Here is a 15701-nt window from a genome sequence, read left to right as displayed (position 1 = left end):
CCATGAACGCCGTTGTGACCCAACGTCTCGTTGATCTGGCCCGTGCGGTGGAAGTTGCCCCGCATGGCCAGCGCACCGAGCTCTGCCGAACAGCGGCCATTGAGCTGGGCATGTCCCTACCGACCATCTATCGAAAACTTCGGGAGGTCACTGTGAGTTCCCCTCGCAAGCGCCGCACCGACGCAGGCCAAAGCACCTTGAGCGAGCAGGAAGCCTATCTGATCTCTGCATTGCTCCTGGAGTCGATCCGCGCCAACAACAAGCAACTCTCCACCGTTGAGCGTGCTGTGGAGCGGCTGCGTAGTAACGGCAAGATCCTGGCTGGTCGTATCGAAGAGAAGACAGGGGAATTCGTACCTCTGTCGATCAGTTCCATCATTCGTGCTCTGCGGACTTACCGTCTGCACCCGGATCAACTGTTGCAACCGGAGCCGGCTGTCTCGCTGGCCAGCCGCCATCCAAACCACGTATGGCAAATCGATGCTTCGATCTCCACCCAGTTCTATCTTGACGATGATGGCGCCAAGACCATGAACCAAGCTGAGTTCTATGACGGCAAACCCAGCAACTTGAAAAAAATTGAACGCAAGCGGCTTTGGCGCTACGTCATTACCGATCACACCAGTGGCACCATCTATGTGCAGTACGTGTTGGGTGCCGAATCTTCGGAAAACCTGTGCAACGTGCTGATCAGTTGCATGCAGAAGCGCGGCGAAAATGATCCCTTCCATGGCGTGCCGTTCATCATCATGACTGACCCTGGTGCGGCCATGACTTCGGCGATCTTCCGCAATCTGTGCAAGGCATTGAGTGTCGAGCTGATCATCAACAAGGTGGGCAACGCCCGCGCCAAAGGGCAGGTTGAACAAGCCCACAATATTGTTGAACGCGAGTTCGAGTCAGCCTTGAAGCTACAGAAAGCCGAAACGCTGGAGCAGATCAACGGCTGGGCGGGCCAGTGGATGCGCTACCACAATGCGACAGCCATCCATACGCGCCACCGTCGTACCCGGTATGGGCAGTGGCTCACCATTCACGCAGACCAACTGCGCCTGGCGCCCGCAGTGGAGATTTGCCGAGAGTTGGCAGTGACCGCCCCCGAGACACGGAAGGTCAACGATTTCCTCCAGGTCTCCTATCGCGGCGGACAGTTCGACGTGTCCGGCATTCCAGAGATCATGGTGGGTGATTCCTTGCTAATCACCCGCAACCCCTGGCGTGACGAAGACAGCGCCCAGGTAGTTGTAACGAACGAGGACGGTCGGGAAGCCTTCCATGTGGTGGAGCGAATCGCCATTGATGCCAACGGCTTCAAGGCGACCTCCGCAGTGATCGGCGAATCCTTCAAGTCCCAGGCCGACACCCCAGCGCAGAAGGCACGTAAAGCAATCGAACAACTGGTCACCGGGACCGATTCCCAGGAAGACGCTACTGCTGCACGCAAGAAGCGGGCAGTGCCGTTCAACGGCGAGATCGATCCACACAAGCACATTACGGATACCGTGCTGCCGTCCTACATGCCACGACGCGGCGTTGCGTCGCCCCTTACCGCGCCAACCGTCGAGATCATGCCGCTTTCGCATGTTGAGGCTGCGAAGCTGCTACGCGTCCAACTAGGGACTGCCTGGACTGCTGACTCCATGACCTGGCTCAAAACCAACTACCCCAACGGCGTGCCGGAAGACCAACTCGACGCCATTACTCAGCAGTTGCGCATGCCTGCCCGGCCTGGTCTGCGTGTCGTGGGAGGGAACGCTTGATGCTGAAGCTCAAGGACGTGCTTGCCGAGGCGAAGGTGCCGCAAGCCGAGTTGGCCCGCTCGGTAGACCTGAGTCAGGCCGCCATTGCTCAACTGATCAACCACAACCAGTGGCCCAAGTCGCTGAACCGCAAGGCTTTGCAGGGACGCATCGAAACGTTCCTCGCTAAGCACAGCGCCAACGTGGCTGCTATCAGCGCAGCTTTCGAAGAAGTGGAGCCCCGGCGCACCAACGCCGAGGCCCCTGCATCCCCACCCGAAAACAACCAAGTAAACGACCAGGAGTGCGAGCCCATGCTAATGGCCAAACAGGTACTTACACCAGCAGCACGGAAACAGTTTGGTCTGTTCCGTGATCCGCTCGATGAACTGCAAGACGCTGCCGACATGTATGTAAGCCCGGATATTCGCTATGTTCGGGAGTCCATGCACCAGGTCGCACGACATGATGGGTTCTTGGCCGTGATCGGTGAATCCGGCGCAGGCAAGAGCACATTGCGCCGAGATTTGCACAACCGTCTGGAGGCGGAGAACGCTCCGGTGATGGTGATCGAGCCGTACATCCTCGCGATGGAAGACAACGACACCAAGGGCAAAACTCTCAAGAGTACACATATCGCGGAAGCGATCATGGCAGCGGTCGCGCCGCTGGAAAAAACCAAGTCCTCGCCAGAGGCTCGTTTCGCTCAAATGCACCGTGCATTGAAAACCAGCCATGCAGCCGGCAATCGACACTTGCTGATCATCGAAGAAGCCCATTCGCTGCCCATCCCGACGCTCAAGCAACTGAAGCGTCTGCGCGAGCTGGAGGTTGGTGGTTTTACAAAGCTGATCTCCATCATCCTGATCGGTCAGCCGGAGTTGCTGAACAAGCTGAGCCCCCGAAACGGCGAGGTACGGGAAGTTGCGCAACGCGTCGAGATCGTCGAACTGTTGCCCATCTCGGTTACTGCCGTTGAGCAACACCTTGCTTTCCGCTTTGGTCGACTTCAAAAACCCCTGCAGGAAATCATCAGTCAGTGTGGCATCCAGGCAATCATTCAACGCCTTAGCACCAGTGGCCGGGACAAGACCAGCCAGCTCTATCCGCTTGCTCTGAGCAACCTGACGAAGGCTGCCATGAACCTGGCCGCGCAGATCGGTGAGCCCCTGGTCACCGCTGACGTAGTGAAGGGGGTGTGAGATGGCGACCATAAATCCAAGCGCGCCTATCAGGCATCTGCACCTGGTGCCGGGTTCTGTCGCCCCGGTGGAGCGGACCTTGCCGGCCTGCAACACCTTGACTCCTGAGCTGGCTCAAAAGCTGGCGGCCATCAACTCGGTATCCCGGAGTCTGCGCAAGGCTGGCGTTCGGATCGAGGCGACGGTTGTTCTGGACGTGACGATTTTCATTGCGGCTGAGACCGCTGATTTTCTCGCAGTCGTGTTCCGCCAGCAGTGGCAAGGCGCTTGCTGGAAGACTTCCGGTAGCCGCACCAGGAACATGGTCACAATCCAAGGCGTACGCGTGGTGTGGTTCACGCCGGTGAGGGAGCAAGATCAATGAGCAATCTTACCGACCGCTACGACACTCTGATTATTCGTGGTTCCACCAGCAAGGAGGTTCCACGCGAAGCTGCAGGAGGTGAGGTTGTTTCGTGGGCGGCTGGCCACGCTCTTGCTGAATCGAGACCACTGGAAGAGTTCGTCTGCGACCTCGTCGATGGGAACTACAGCAGCGTGGACGCCATTGAGGAGGAGGCTCACAAGGTGTTGGAGCTTTCACGGCGTCAGCGAAGTCAAGGATGGCTTGACCCGGATCAAGCGGCGGCCGCAGTTGAGGAAGAAACCGTCGAAACGCTTCGCAAAGCACTGGTGACAGAGTGCAATCGCTACAACGATCTGTACATCCAGCACACCAACTTTGTCGCAATATCCCAGCGTGTTAGCCAGGACCTGGCTGCCATGTGCGAGGCGTACTTGGCCGGGGATGGGGAAACTGCTGCAGCCAGGCTTAGGGCCTTTGCGTTGGCCTATCAGCAAAACACCAAGCCTATGGATGGGAGGACGCACTGATGAGCGAACACCTGGATAGCGACTGCAAGAAATGTGGTGTCCCTTATCCCTCAATCACCGCTTCCTCCGCAGCTCACGATGCGAACCTGATTGACGTGGTTGTCACCTGTGAAGATTGCGGCCACACCCTTAACGCTTTCATCGCCTTGAGCGAGATGACTGTGATTACTGTTTCTGAAGAGGAAGCGAAAGATGACTGACACAAAACAAGCGACCTCGATCACCATTCCGTCAGGTTTCGTCATGAATGCTGCAGGACACCTAGTGCCCGAGAACCAGGTGCGCGAGCACGACAAGCTGCGCGACGGTGTTGCCCGTGACCTAGGTAACGCCGCTGAGCGCATCAGCGCTTTGCTGGCCGAATTCAAGAAGCAGGCTCTGGCGGATATCGCGGACCTAATTGCCGTTTCATCTGAGCGATACGGCGTCAAGCTTGGCGGGCAGAAAGGCAACGTTTCGATCACTACCTATGACGGACAGTACAAGATCGAGCGCACCTTCGCTGACCGTATCGTCTTCACCGAAGAGATCCTGGCGGCGCGCGAACTCATCAACAATTGCATCAGCGATTGGTCCGAAGGTGCAAACAACCATTTGCGGGTGCTTGTTGACCGGGCGTTCCGGGCCAACAAACAGGGGCAGCTCATGGTCAAGGATGTGCTGAGCTTGCTGCGTATCGAGATCAACGATCCCGTCTGGAAGACCGCGATGCAGGCACTCAAGGACTCTATCCAGGTGAACGGCACCGCCGTCTATATCCGCGTGTACAAGCGGCATGGCAACACAGATCAGTACCTGCCGATCAATCTGACGTTGGCGGGGGTGTGACGTGGACCAGGACCGCATCCTCGACAAGATCAAGAAATGCCTGGAAATGGCCAAGGGCAAAGGCTCCAACCCGAACGAGGCAGAGATAGCCCTACGCCAGGCCCACAAGCTGATGGAGGCCTACAACCTGGAGATGGGGGACGTGCTGGCCAGTATGGCTGGTGAGGCCAAGGTGGCTGCTGGATCAGAGAGCGACCCACCTGCCTGGCGTGTGCGCCTGGCCCATGTCTGCGCGGAGGCTTTCGGCGCGCACTTCATTATTAGTGCTCCTTGGTTCGAGCACGCCTCATTCATCTTCATCGGTTGCGGGGCGGCACCAGAGCTGGCCGGCTATGCGTACCAGGTATTGGAGCGCCAACTACAAAAGGCTCGGCGGGACTTCCTTGCGACGCAGAAACGTTGCAAACGCGCCACCAAGGTAGCGCGCGGCGATGCCTTCGCACACGGTTGGATTGATGCTGTTTCGGCCAAGGTCGAGCAATTCGCTGGGGTCGAGGACAACATAGCCGAGGCCATTCAGGCATACATGGAGAAGAAGTACCCGAATCTCGGCCAGGCCAAGATGAAGCGCCGCAAGCTCAAGGCCCGCGACGAAGTGGCGGGTGACGCCGGGTATGAGGCTGGCCGCTCCGCGCAACTGCATCATGCAGTTGGGCATCAACCAGTCGCGCGGCTGACCCAGGGGGTGTGATATGTCGCAACCCAACCCATTCAACCGGCCCGGTCAGGAGTATGGCCCGGTGGATACCGAAAGCCGCATCCGCGCCCTTGAGCATTTCAATGTCGACCAATGCCGTGCTGCGCTCGCTTTGCCCCACCTGCAGAAGGCCGTGGAAAAGAAGCTGCATAGCCGGATTCGTCAGTTGGAGAAGCTCACAACCCCTGCCTCGAACGAACGGGAGAACAGCTTGTGACTACTACACCGTCCAATTCTGATCGGCTGCGTCTGATCAAGCTGATCCATGTTGCTCGTCGCGAACTTCAGATGGACGAGGACACCTATCGCCTGATGCTTGCAGCGATGCCTGGCCTTGGCGGGGCAACTTCGACAGCCAAGTTGAGCGTTCCAAAGCTTCATCTGGTTTTGGAGCAACTCAAGGCAAAGGGATTCAAGGTTCGTCCAAACAACAAGGGCAAGCGGCCAGTGGCCGCTGACCCTTGGTCCAAGAAGATTCGGTCGCTGTGGCTGACCTTACGTGACCAGGGAGCACTGCGGGATTCATCTGAGGAAGCTCTGGTCAAGTTCGTCCGCGGCCAAACGGGCGCGCACGCTCTGCAATGGCTCGACGCCAAGCAGGCACACCAGGTCATCGAATCGTTGAAACAGTGGATTGCTCGCAAAGAGCAGGTGGAGGCATGAAAGGCGTAAGTCGAGGTCCGGCTGGGGATCTACTGGATGACCTGGCCGAGCAGGTAGCAGTTGCGGCCATCGATGCCTTCGGCGTATCGAAGGACGCCGGCACCGCTTTGGGAACTGACGTAGCTATGCGCATGATTGAGCAGTGGGGTGGGCAAATGTTGTATATGCCCAAGGGTGTTCGTATCGAGGCGTCGCGCATACATCATCAGATCTACGAAGAATGGAAGGGGAACAACCACCGTGAGCTGGCTCGCAAGTATGGCTTCTCACTGCCGTTCATCTACCGAGTGATCAAGGTGCTACGTAAGGCTGATCTGAATAGCCGCCAACCTGATATGTTCAGCCCGCCCGGTCACGATTGACCGGGTTTCACATCATTGCAGTATGCGCAACACAATTGCAGTTGCCATCCCACCTTGGCCCATCGCTTGCCGGACTATCCCGGATTTATCTCGCCACTCCCCTAGGGTTTATCTCAGTCCCCATCACCAAGGAGTCCGACTTCACCCTGGGCAAGCTCGAAGCGGCCGGCAAGTGACGACCTAGCACGCGGCACATCCTCCACCACCCATCACTCCCGCCTCTGCGGGAGTGATGCTTTTCAGGGCCCCCTCACCTCTGCCCGGGAGTTGCACATGTACCTGTTATCTTCCGCCTTCAGCATTCGCAATCTGTTGCATCGAATCGTCGCCCTGGCCGGTGACGATGACGCCTCTGCGCTTTCCGATCGACGCCTGGCCGCCCGCGCGGAAACCGCGCTGCAGTGCCTGCAGCAGCGCCTGGACGCCCTGGCGCGGCAGGTCGAAGAGGCCGCCGTCGGGCGAGGCCTGCTCGAAGCCGACAACGCGCGACTGCTGGCCGACCTCGCCCATGAACGCAAGCGCAGCGACGTCATGGCCGCCTGCGCCGATGGTTGCTGGGAAATCCGCGTCGCCGGCGACGGCACGTTGCCGCTGGAGGCCGAGCTGCTTTTGTCGGCGAGCCTGCGCGGCGTGCTCGGCCTCGATCCGGCCAGCCGCCTCGGCGCCTTCCTCGCCTGCGTGCATCCGGACGAGCGCAGCAGCCTGCAGCGTTTCGTCCACGGCAACCTCAAGACCGCTACCGCTCGCCCCCCGGCGGCGTACCGGCTGCGCCTGGCGGCTGGCGCCTACCGCTGGTTCCAGATTCGCTGCGACAGCCTGGCCGAGGCCGACGGCAAGGGTGTCAGGCTGATCTGCACGCTGCGCGATATCGACGACGGCCGGCGCCTGGGCGAAACCCTGGAAACCAGCGAGCAGCGCTTCCAGCTGATGCGCGAAACCATCCGCGAGGCGCTGTGGGAGATGGAGGTGGTCGAGGGTGATCCGGTGAACCCGCGCAACCGGCTCTGGTGGTCGCCGCAGTTCATCCGCCTGCTCGGCTTCGACGAGGGCGAGCACTTTCCCGCGGAGCTGGACAGCTGGGCCTCGCGCCTGCACCCCGAGGACCGGCCGAACGTGCTGCAGGCCTTCGCCGAGTACATGACCCGGCGCGAGGCGTCCGGCCCGCTGGAACTGAGCTACCGCCTGCAACTGAGGAATGGCGGCTACAGCTGGTTCCGCGCCCGTGGCATGGCCTGTCGCGACGCCCAGGGCCTGCCCCTGCGGGTGATGGGGTCGCTGGTCGATGCCCAGGACGAGTACGAGGAAAGCCAGCTGCGCCGCCTGCAGGCGCGTCAGCACGCGGCGCTGCAGGACAACCTGCAGAAGCTCGGCGCCATCGTCGGCACCATCCAGGGCATCGCCACCCAGACCAACCTGCTGGCCCTCAATGCGGCGATCGAGGCGGCCCGTGCCGGCGACCTCGGCCGGGGTTTCGCCGTGGTCGCGGACGAAGTGCGCACCCTGGCGATCCGCACCACCGAGGCGACGCAGCAGGCCAAGGCAATGATGACCGCGGTGGAGTGAGCTCCCCCCATCGGCCACCAGTGCCGGGGGGACGTCGGGCATCCGGCGAGCCGGCATGATCGGTTCATACAAGAACAATCAGCAGGTATCCCCCCATGTCGAGCCCCCGTGCCCTCGTTCGTCCCGCCGCCGCGGCCCTCGCTGTTTCCCAGACCACGCCCGCCCAGTGATTTCATCGTCACCGGTCGGCTGGCCGGTGACTCCCGACACAACAGGAGTCCACCCTATGAACCCTAGCAACCTGCCCCCGCAGCAATGGCCTGCCGAACCCAGGGTCACCCTGGGTCCCTGGGCCTGCGAGCCGCCGCTGGACGAAGAGTCCGAAGCCTTCCGCCAGAGCCTGCGCCAGTTCGCCAGCAAGGTCATGCGCCCGATCGGCCTGGAGCTGGATCGCCTCAGCGCCGAACAGGTAGCGGCCAAGGGCTCGCGCCTGTATGAGTTCTTCGCCGAGTACGACAAGCTCGGCATCAGCCAGGAGCTGCTGGCCAGCCTCGACGACGAGCAGCGCGCGGTGATGTTCCCGCTGCTGTTCGAGGAACTCGGCTGGGGCGATGCCGGCCTGGCGATCTCGGCGGCCACGCGCATGCTGCCGCTGTACATGGCGGCCAAGCTGGGCAACTCGTTCGTCCTCAAGGAGTATTCCGAGCAACTGATCGGCTGCTGGGGCATCACCGAACCGGACCACGGTTCCGACTCGCTGGATGTCAGCCGGCAGATCTTCCATGCCCAGGGCAGCTATGGCCGGCCCAACTGCGTGGCGCGGATCAGCGACGGCCAGCTGGTGATCAACGGGCAGAAATCCGCCTGGGTTTCCAACGGCTGCATCGCCGACCTCTGCGTGCTGTATTGCGCCGCCGAGACCGCGAGTGGCCCGGACACCCAGCACGGCTACTGCGTCGTCGTGCCGACCAACCTGCCCGGCGTTTCCCGGGGCAGGCCGCTGGAGAAAATGGGCCAGCGTCCGCTGCCCCAGGGCGAGCTGTACTTCGACAACGTCAAGGTCAGCCTCGACCACATCCTTGCCGGTCCGGATGACTACAAGCGCGCGGTCTATGCGATCCACACCGACGCCAACCTGCTGATGGCCGCGACCTTCACCGGCGTGGCGCGCTCGGCCTACGACCACGCGCTGGCCTATGCCCATGAACGCAAGCAGGGCGGCCAGCCGATCATTCGCCACCAGGACGTGGCCCGGCGCCTGTTCCACATGCTGCGCAAGGTCGAGGCCGCCCAGGCGCTGACCCGCCGCGTCGCGCGCTTCAACAACCTGTCGTCGGTGCCGGCGCTGCAGGCGGCGATGCTGGCCAAGGTCACCGCCACCGAGCATGCGTTCGAGGTCGCCAGCGACGCCATCCAGATGTTCGGCGGCAACGGCCTGACCCGCGAGTACCCGGTGGAGAAGATCTTCCGCGATGCCCGCGCCTCGATGATCGAGGACGGCTGCAACCAGATCCTCGCGATCAAGGGCGGCTACAACCTGATCAACCAGGAGTGGCTGTGATGAGTGTCAGCGAACTGGACCAGCAACTGATCCGCAATGCACGGCAGAACGCCTACGTCATCGGCGTCGGCATGACCCGCTTCGGCAAGCACCTGGGGCGCAGCCTCAACAGCCTGGCGCGCGAGGCGATCAAGCAGGCGCTGGACGACGCCGGTATCGAGGCGCGCCAGCTCGAAGCGGCCTGGATGGGTACCGGCGCCGCGCCGGTGATCACCGGCCAGGTGTGCATCGCCGGCCAGGCGGTGCTGCGCGGCCTGGGCGTCGGGCGTATCCCGGTGGTCAATGTGGAGAACGCCTGCGCCACGGCGTCCACCGCGTTCCAGCAGGCCTGCAGCATGGTCACCCACGGTCTCTACGACGTGGTCATCGCCGCGGGCTACGAGAAGCTCTACCACGAGGACAAGGCGCGCACCTTCTCGGTCTTCGACGGTTGCGTCGATGTCGACGAGCAGGACGCCGTGCTCGGCTTCCTGCGGGACGGCCTGCTGCGCTCCGGTGCCCAGGTCGACCTGGCCCAGGCCGGCAAGGATCGCTCGTTGTTCATGGACATCTACGCCACCTGGGCGCGCGACTACCTGGCCATGGCCGGCGGCGAGGCGCGTCACCTGGCCATGGTCACCGCGAAGAACTCCCGGCACGGCGCGCTCAACCCGCGCGCGCAGTTCCAGGACGTGCTCAGCGTCGAGCAGATCCTCGCCTCGCGCAAGATCGCCGACCCGCTGACCCTGCCGATGTGTTCGCCGATCGGCGACGGCGCGGCAGCGGCGGTGATCGTTTCCGAGCGGGCGCTCAAGCGGCTCGGCGCACGCCAGCCGATCCGCGTCGCCGCCTCGATGATCGTCAGCGGCTACGACTACACCGACGACGACACCCCGGAAGTGACCCGCTGGGCATCCGGCCTGGCCTACCAGGCCGCCGGCGTCGGTCCGCAGGACCTGAGCCTGGTGGAGCTGCACGATGCGTCCTCGGCCTCGGAGCTGATGTACTACGAAAGCCTCGGCCTGTGCGGGCGTGGCGAAGGCGTGGCGCTCCTGGAGTCCGGCGCCACCGAGCTGGGCGGGCGCATTCCGGTGAGCGTGTCCGGCGGTCTCAACCGCAAGGGCCATCCCATCGGCGCCACCGGCCTGGGCCAGGTCTTCGAACTGGTCGAGCAGTTGCGCGGCAACTGTGGCGCGCGCCAGGTGCAGGGCGCCAGCGTCGGCCTGGCCGAGAACGGTGGTGGCTTCATCGGCGCGGATGCCGCGGTGATGAGCATGACCATCCTGACCCGCTAGGAGCCTTCCATGTCCAACGATTCCCTGATCCTGGCCCACGTCATCCAGCGCAAGGCTGCCGAGCAGCCGGACCTCGATGTGCTGACCTTCGTCCACGTCGATGCCGACCAGCAACTGCGCGACTGCACCCGCAGCTACCGCCAGCTGTGGGAGAACGGCCAGCGCATCGCCTCCGGGCTCAACGACGAATGGATGGCCCAGGGCGATGCCTTCGCCCTGGTCATGTTCAACCATCCCGAGTTCGTCGAGGCGATGGTCGGCTCGTCCATCGCCGGCACCGTGTTCGTGCCCATCGATGCGCGGGCCAGTGGCGACAAGCTGCAGTACCTGCTGGACTTTTCCGCGAGCCGCGGCGCCATCGTCGCCGACCACGCCCTGGCCGCAGTGCTGGAGCTGGACGCGCGCCTGCCGAAGCTGGAATGGCTGTGGGTGCTGGATACCGGCGCGCAGATCGGCGAGCTGCCCGTGCACCCGCGCATTCGCATCCGCGCCCTGGGCGACGTGCTGGAAGACCGCGTGCCCGACATCGCCATCCGCGCCAACGATCCGCAACAGCCGATGCAGTTGCTGTTCACTTCCGGCACCACGGGCAACCCCAAGGCCATCGTCGCCCCCCATGCACGCTTCGCCGCCATCGCCAGCCTTGGCGCCCAGGTCGGCCTGCAGCCCGGCGACCGGCCCTATACCGGGCTCAGCCTGACCCATGCCAACGCCCAGTGCATCACCCTCGGCAACGCCCTGTTCATGGGCCTGCGCGCGGTGATCAGCCGCCAGTTCACCAAGTCGCGGCTGTGGGAGATCCTGCGTCGCTACCAGTGCACCGTGTTCAACCTGCTCGGCGGCATGACCACCGCCGTGTACTCCGAACCGCCGCGTGCGGACGACGCTGACAACCCGGTGCGCTACGTGTTCAGCGCCGGCATGCCGGCGAGCATCTGGCAGGACTTCGCCCGACGTTTCGACGTCGAGATCTTCGAGTTCTACGGCACCGCCGAAGGCGGCCTGACCCTCAACCCGCCAGGCGGCCCGATCGGCTCCATCGGCAAGCCGCCGACGCACCTGCGCTGCGCGATCCTCGACAGCGAGGGCGGCGAAGTGGCGGCCGGCCAGCGCGGCGAGATCTGCTTCCGCGCCGCCGACGGCGGCGCGCACCCGCCGGTGGCCTACCTGAACAACCCGCAGGCATCCGCGGCCAAGACCCAGGGTGGCTGGTTCCATTCCGGCGACATCGGCCACCAGGACGAGCACGGCTGGGTCCACTTCGACTATCGCGACGGCAGCGGCATCCGCCGCAACGGCGAGTTCATCGAGCCGGCGCAGATCGAGAAGGTCATCGCCGAGATGGGCCCGGTCGCCGACGTCTACGTCTACGGCCTGCCCAGCGCTAGCTGCGCGCCGGGCGAGAAGGAAGTGGTCGCCGCCGTGGTGGCCTTGCCCGGCCAGCACCTGGACCGCCGTGAACTGCTCGCGCACTGCGCCCGGCACCTGCCGCGCAACCTGCTGCCCAGCCATGTGCAACTGCTTGACGAGATTCCCAAGACGGCCTCGGAGAAACCGCTCGAACGCATCCTGCGCGAGCGCCTCGAAGCCGAACTGGGTGCTGCCTCCTCACAACAACGATCCGCATGAAACAGGAGAACAAGAAAATGTCCGATATCAAGGTCGTGGTCTACGGTGCCAGTGGCTACACCGGCAAACTGATCGCTCGTCACCTGGCGGCCCGCCAGATTCCCTTCATCGCCGCCGGCCGCAGCGCTGCGAAGATCCACGAGCAGTTCGCCACCCAGGCGGAGCTCAAGGATGCCCGTTATGAAGTGCTCGAGGTGGCCAACGAAGAAGGCCCGCTGACCGAGCTGCTGACTGGCAAGGCGGTGGTCTACAACACCGTCGGCCCGTTCATGCAACTGGCCGAGCCGATGGTGCGCGCCGCCCTGGCCGCGGGCTGTCACTACCTGGACAGCACCGGCGAGCAGGACTGGATGCTCCATGTGCGCGAGAAGTACGGTGCGGCCTATGCCGAGCGCGGCGTCGTGCTGATCCCGGCGCTGGCCTTCATGTGGACGTCCGGCCACCTGGCCGCGGAGGTCTGCCTGGAGACCCCCGGCATCGACACCCTGGACCTGGTCTACGTCACCCGTGGGTCCCTGCCCTCGGTCAGCTCGACGCTGTCGTTCCTGCGCATGTGCTGCCAGCCGCAGTACCACCTGGCGCAGCGTGAGCTGGTCGAGTGGCAGCCCGCCACGCCGTACCACGCGGTGGCGCCGACCTTCCACCAGGTCCTCGATTGCCTGCCGTGGAGTGGCGGTGGCGAGCCGGTGTGGTACCTGGACGACGCGCGCGTGCGCAACTGCAGCATGCTGGTGAACTTCGGCAACCCGACGGTGATGAGCAGCGTGCTCAAGCTGGCCCGCGAGTTCAACGAAGTGCACCGCTTCAAGTCGGCGCAGGAGCAGGAAGAGGTGACCAACGGCTGGGGCCACGAGTGGACGCCGCTGGAGCCGCCGCGGGAAAACCCGGAGCACTGCCGCGCGGTGATTTCCTGCCACGGCAGTGGTCCGTCCAGCCAGTCCACGGTGATCCTGCAGGGCAACTGCGGCTACGAGCAGGCCGGTTCGGTGGCCGTGGCCGGTATCGAGCGGATCCTCGCCGGCCAGGTCGCCGCCCGCGGTTTCGTCAGCCCGGCGGCGGCCTTCGGCGCGCGCTACCTGCTGGCCGCGATGGAGCGTGATGGTCTGACCAAAGTCATCGTGCGCAACTGATCCACTTCGTCGAATCGACGCTTTGCGGTGCGGGCCTGCGATGGCTCGCGCCGTTTTTTTTTATCAGGGAGGTTCGTGGACATGAAAGAACTGCTGAGTACCTTCGGCCTGTCCGGCAAGGTTGCCTTGATCACCGGCGCGGCGCGCGGACTGGGGGCCCAGACCGCCGAAGCGCTGGCCCGCGCCGGGGCCCGCGTAGTGATCAGCGACATCCTGCCGGAGGTGGCGCAGGAGACTGCCGCGCGCATTCGCGAGCAGGGTGGCCAGGCACTGGCGCTGAAGCATGACGTCACCCAGGAGTCGGATTGGCAGGCGGTGGTTGCCGAGGTCGTCGAGGTGTGCGGTGGCCTGGACGTGCTGGTGAACAACGCCGGCATCGAACAGGTCGGGCTGATCACCGAAACCCGCCTGGAAGATTTCCAGCGGGTGCACGAGATCAACGTTTCCGGGGTATTCCTCGGCCTCAAGCACGCCTCCCGCGCGATGCGTCCGGGGGGCGCCGCCGGGCGTGGCGGGGCGATCGTCAACCTCTCGTCCGTGGCCGCTCTGGTGGGTGTGCCGGGGCTTGGCAGCTACTGCTCATCCAAGGGCGCGGTGCGCCTGCTGACCAAGGCTGCGGCGGTGGAGTTCGCGGCGTTGGGCTATGGCATCCGGGTCAACTCGCTGCATCCGGCCATCGTCAAGACCGAGTTGGGTGCCAACGTCGTGCGCGGCTTCGCCGATGTCGGCCTGGTTGCCGACGAGGCGCAGGCGGAGAGCCTCATGCAAAGCATGCACCCGCTGGGCTACGGCCAGCCGCGGGATGTCGCCAGTGCGATTCTGTACCTGGCCTCCGATGCGGCCTGCTGGGTCAACGGCACCGAGCTGGTGCTCGATGGTGGATTGAGTGCGCGATAACTGAGGATACAGATGATGGGACGTTTGCAAGACAAGGTCTGTTTGATCACCGGCGCGGCCAAGGGTATCGGCCTGAGCACTGCGGAACTGTTTGCCCGGGAGGGCGCGAGCGTACTGCTCACCGATATCGACCAGGTTGACGGCCTCGCGGCGGCCAATGCTCTGGACGAGCAGGGGCTGACGGTGGGCTTCCTTCAACAGGATGTCACCGACCCGGCGCAATGGGGCAACACGCTGGACTTCTGCGAGAAGCTGTTCGGACGCATCGACGTGCTGGTCAACAACGCTGGCGTGGGCGCCTTCTGCGATGTCGAGCAACTGAGTCTGGAGCAGTGGCGGCATACGCTGGCCTGCAACCTGGACAGCGTGTTCCTCGGTACGCAACAGGCCATCAGGCGGATGAAGGCGCGCGGCGGCGCGATCATCAACGTGTCGTCCATCGAGGGCCTGATCGGTGAACCGCTGGTGCCGGCCTACAACGCCAGCAAGGGCGCCGTACGCTTGCTCACGCGCTCGGTCGCGGCGCATTGCGCGCGTCAGGGCTACGCCATCCGGGTCAATGCGTTGTGCCCCGGCTATGTCGAAACGCCGATGGTGCAGGGCGCTTTGGCCGCCGCGCCGGACGAGCAGGCGCAGGGCATGCTGGAGTATCTGCGCCAGCGCATCCCCATGGGTCGCATGGCCCGACCTGAAGAGATCGCCAAGGCCATGCTGTTCCTGGCCAGCGACGACTCCAGCTACATGACCGGCGCCGATCTGGTGGTCGATGGTGGTTATCTCGCTCAATAGTCGAGGGTGATCGACCCGAACTGATCCGGTGCTTCTGCGTGTCCCCGGACGCTTGGCTTGCGTCCGGGGTTTTTCTTCCAGCACCTCTCCAGCGCGGAGGAGGGCAGCCCGCCGTTCATTTTCATCAGCATCCGCTGCACTTGCGGTAGTTCCGGGAGCTTGGGGTTGCCCCCCCTGCAACCCCGAAATCCCGTGAAGAACCTTTTTTGGCGCGTCCGATGATTTGACTGGAGATTGCATCAGGGCTGGCAGGTACCTGTTCTGAGTCTTGCAGCGCTCTCAAGACCGAGCGCCGCCCGCGCGGCGCATCGCGGATGAATCCGCTCCCACATTTGTTGCAACGTGCCTATGCCTGACAGGCCATGGTTGACCGCCTGTTGGGTTCGACTCGATATCGAGTCGAAGCGATACATCGCCGAAAAAACAAAGGCTGACAACCCAAATCCCACAGGCCATGGCACGTTTCCCGGCGGCAGCACCAGGTCGTTGATGCTCTGGTAGCCGCCCAGGGCGGTCTGGATCGCATGCTGCGATGGCACGTTGGCGCACAGGCG

Annotated in this window: 16 protein-coding genes and 3 pseudogenes; 18 read left to right on the top strand and 1 reads right to left on the bottom strand. The window is 63.5% G+C overall.

The window, feature by feature from the left end; translation table 11 throughout:
* Positions 1-2 precede the first annotated feature (2 nt).
* From RTI28_RS16095 to RTI28_RS16010, 18 genes and pseudogenes are all read left to right on the top strand, one after another.
* Complete coding sequence (locus RTI28_RS16095; protein WP_316921369.1) at positions 3-1760, top strand: integrase; 1758 nt, start codon at positions 3-5, stop codon at positions 1758-1760.
* Positions 1760-2941 (top strand): ExeA family protein, encoded by a 1182-nt coding sequence (locus RTI28_RS16090; RefSeq protein WP_316921368.1) that lies wholly within the window; start codon positions 1760-1762, stop codon positions 2939-2941. The genes RTI28_RS16095 and RTI28_RS16090 overlap by 1 nt, the downstream gene beginning before the upstream one ends.
* A 1-nt stretch (position 2942) precedes the next feature.
* On the top strand, positions 2943-3305 hold the full coding sequence (locus RTI28_RS16085) for a hypothetical protein (protein ID WP_316921367.1): 363 nt from the start codon (positions 2943-2945) through the stop codon (positions 3303-3305).
* Complete coding sequence (locus RTI28_RS16080) at positions 3302-3814, top strand: hypothetical protein (protein ID WP_316921366.1); 513 nt, start codon at positions 3302-3304, stop codon at positions 3812-3814. The genes RTI28_RS16085 and RTI28_RS16080 overlap by 4 nt, the downstream gene beginning before the upstream one ends.
* Entirely contained in the window at positions 3814-4014 is a 201-nt protein-coding gene (locus RTI28_RS16075) for a hypothetical protein (protein WP_316921365.1), read from the top strand. Before RTI28_RS16080 ends, RTI28_RS16075 begins: the two co-directional genes overlap by 1 nt.
* Positions 4007-4642, top strand: a complete 636-nt coding sequence (locus RTI28_RS16070; RefSeq protein ID WP_316921364.1) for a DUF3164 family protein — start codon at positions 4007-4009, stop codon at positions 4640-4642. The genes RTI28_RS16075 and RTI28_RS16070 overlap by 8 nt, the downstream gene beginning before the upstream one ends.
* A gap of 1 nt (position 4643) precedes the next feature.
* Positions 4644-5333: a DUF2786 domain-containing protein gene (locus tag RTI28_RS16065; protein ID WP_316921363.1), complete on the top strand. Its 690-nt coding sequence runs from the start codon at positions 4644-4646 to the stop codon at positions 5331-5333.
* Between the two features lies 1 nt (position 5334).
* Positions 5335-5556, top strand: a complete 222-nt coding sequence (locus tag RTI28_RS16060; RefSeq protein ID WP_316921362.1) for a hypothetical protein — start codon at positions 5335-5337, stop codon at positions 5554-5556.
* Complete coding sequence (locus tag RTI28_RS16055) at positions 5553-6002, top strand: regulatory protein GemA (RefSeq protein ID WP_316921361.1); 450 nt, start codon at positions 5553-5555, stop codon at positions 6000-6002. The genes RTI28_RS16060 and RTI28_RS16055 overlap by 4 nt, the downstream gene beginning before the upstream one ends.
* Entirely contained in the window at positions 5999-6364 is a 366-nt protein-coding gene (locus tag RTI28_RS16050; protein ID WP_316921360.1) for a Mor transcription activator family protein, read from the top strand. The genes RTI28_RS16055 and RTI28_RS16050 overlap by 4 nt, the downstream gene beginning before the upstream one ends.
* A 273-nt stretch (positions 6365-6637) precedes the next feature.
* A pseudogene (locus RTI28_RS16045) lies at positions 6638-7624 on the top strand (PAS domain-containing protein); the annotation flags it as partial.
* 81 nt (positions 7625-7705) lie between these two features.
* Positions 7706-7915: pseudogene (locus RTI28_RS16040) on the top strand (methyl-accepting chemotaxis protein); the annotation flags it as partial.
* 238 nt (positions 7916-8153) lie between these two features.
* Positions 8154-9428, top strand: coding sequence for an acyl-CoA dehydrogenase (locus RTI28_RS16035; RefSeq protein ID WP_316921359.1), 1275 nt, complete (start codon positions 8154-8156; stop codon positions 9426-9428).
* Entirely contained in the window at positions 9428-10702 is a 1275-nt protein-coding gene (locus RTI28_RS16030) for a thiolase family protein (protein ID WP_316921358.1), read from the top strand. The genes RTI28_RS16035 and RTI28_RS16030 overlap by 1 nt, the downstream gene beginning before the upstream one ends.
* Before the next feature lie 9 nt (positions 10703-10711).
* Positions 10712-12331: a class I adenylate-forming enzyme family protein gene (locus tag RTI28_RS16025; RefSeq protein ID WP_316921357.1), complete on the top strand. Its 1620-nt coding sequence runs from the start codon at positions 10712-10714 to the stop codon at positions 12329-12331.
* Positions 12332-12348: 17 nt separating this feature from the next.
* On the top strand, positions 12349-13461 hold the full coding sequence (locus RTI28_RS16020; protein ID WP_316921356.1) for a saccharopine dehydrogenase family protein: 1113 nt from the start codon (positions 12349-12351) through the stop codon (positions 13459-13461).
* An 81-nt stretch (positions 13462-13542) separates the two neighbouring features.
* Positions 13543-14358, top strand: coding sequence for a glucose 1-dehydrogenase (locus RTI28_RS16015; protein WP_316921355.1), 816 nt, complete (start codon positions 13543-13545; stop codon positions 14356-14358).
* Between the two features lie 15 nt (positions 14359-14373).
* Positions 14374-15147 carry a glucose 1-dehydrogenase gene (locus RTI28_RS16010; protein WP_316921354.1) on the top strand — a complete coding sequence of 258 codons (774 nt, stop codon included), beginning with the start codon at positions 14374-14376 and terminating at the stop codon, positions 15145-15147.
* A gap of 458 nt (positions 15148-15605) precedes the next feature.
* Here RTI28_RS16010 and RTI28_RS16005 read toward each other — a convergent pair.
* Positions 15606-15701 (bottom strand): annotated as a pseudogene (locus tag RTI28_RS16005) (hypothetical protein); the annotation flags it as partial.

It is taken from the genome of Pseudomonas sp. zfem002 (assembly GCF_032621685.1).
GTDB classification, from domain to species: domain Bacteria; phylum Pseudomonadota; class Gammaproteobacteria; order Pseudomonadales; family Pseudomonadaceae; genus Aquipseudomonas; species Aquipseudomonas japonica.
Note: the sequence above shows the minus strand (reverse complement) of the source record. Positions and strands in the feature narration are given on the sequence as shown.

Excerpts from the sequence above, each read along its gene's own strand:
- RTI28_RS16050 (WP_316921360.1), top strand. The coding sequence starts at position 5,999 with ATGAAAGGCGTAAGTCGAGGTCCGGCTGGGGATCTACTGGATGACCTG.
- RTI28_RS16060 (WP_316921362.1), top strand. The coding sequence starts at position 5,335 with ATGTCGCAACCCAACCCATTCAACCGGCCCGGTCAGGAGTATGGCCCG.
- RTI28_RS16010 (WP_316921354.1), top strand. The coding sequence starts at position 14,374 with ATGGGACGTTTGCAAGACAAGGTCTGTTTGATCACCGGCGCGGCCAAG.
- RTI28_RS16035 (WP_316921359.1), top strand. The coding sequence starts at position 8,154 with ATGAACCCTAGCAACCTGCCCCCGCAGCAATGGCCTGCCGAACCCAGG.
- RTI28_RS16020 (WP_316921356.1), top strand. The coding sequence starts at position 12,349 with ATGTCCGATATCAAGGTCGTGGTCTACGGTGCCAGTGGCTACACCGGC.
- RTI28_RS16070 (WP_316921364.1), top strand. The coding sequence starts at position 4,007 with ATGACTGACACAAAACAAGCGACCTCGATCACCATTCCGTCAGGTTTC.
- RTI28_RS16080 (WP_316921366.1), top strand. The coding sequence starts at position 3,302 with ATGAGCAATCTTACCGACCGCTACGACACTCTGATTATTCGTGGTTCC.
- RTI28_RS16025 (WP_316921357.1), top strand. The coding sequence starts at position 10,712 with ATGTCCAACGATTCCCTGATCCTGGCCCACGTCATCCAGCGCAAGGCT.
- RTI28_RS16085 (WP_316921367.1), top strand. The coding sequence starts at position 2,943 with ATGGCGACCATAAATCCAAGCGCGCCTATCAGGCATCTGCACCTGGTG.
- RTI28_RS16075 (WP_316921365.1), top strand. The coding sequence starts at position 3,814 with ATGAGCGAACACCTGGATAGCGACTGCAAGAAATGTGGTGTCCCTTAT.
- RTI28_RS16030 (WP_316921358.1), top strand. The coding sequence starts at position 9,428 with ATGAGTGTCAGCGAACTGGACCAGCAACTGATCCGCAATGCACGGCAG.
- RTI28_RS16095 (WP_316921369.1), top strand. The coding sequence starts at position 3 with ATGAACGCCGTTGTGACCCAACGTCTCGTTGATCTGGCCCGTGCGGTG.
- RTI28_RS16090 (WP_316921368.1), top strand. The coding sequence starts at position 1,760 with ATGCTGAAGCTCAAGGACGTGCTTGCCGAGGCGAAGGTGCCGCAAGCC.
- RTI28_RS16015 (WP_316921355.1), top strand. The coding sequence starts at position 13,543 with ATGAAAGAACTGCTGAGTACCTTCGGCCTGTCCGGCAAGGTTGCCTTG.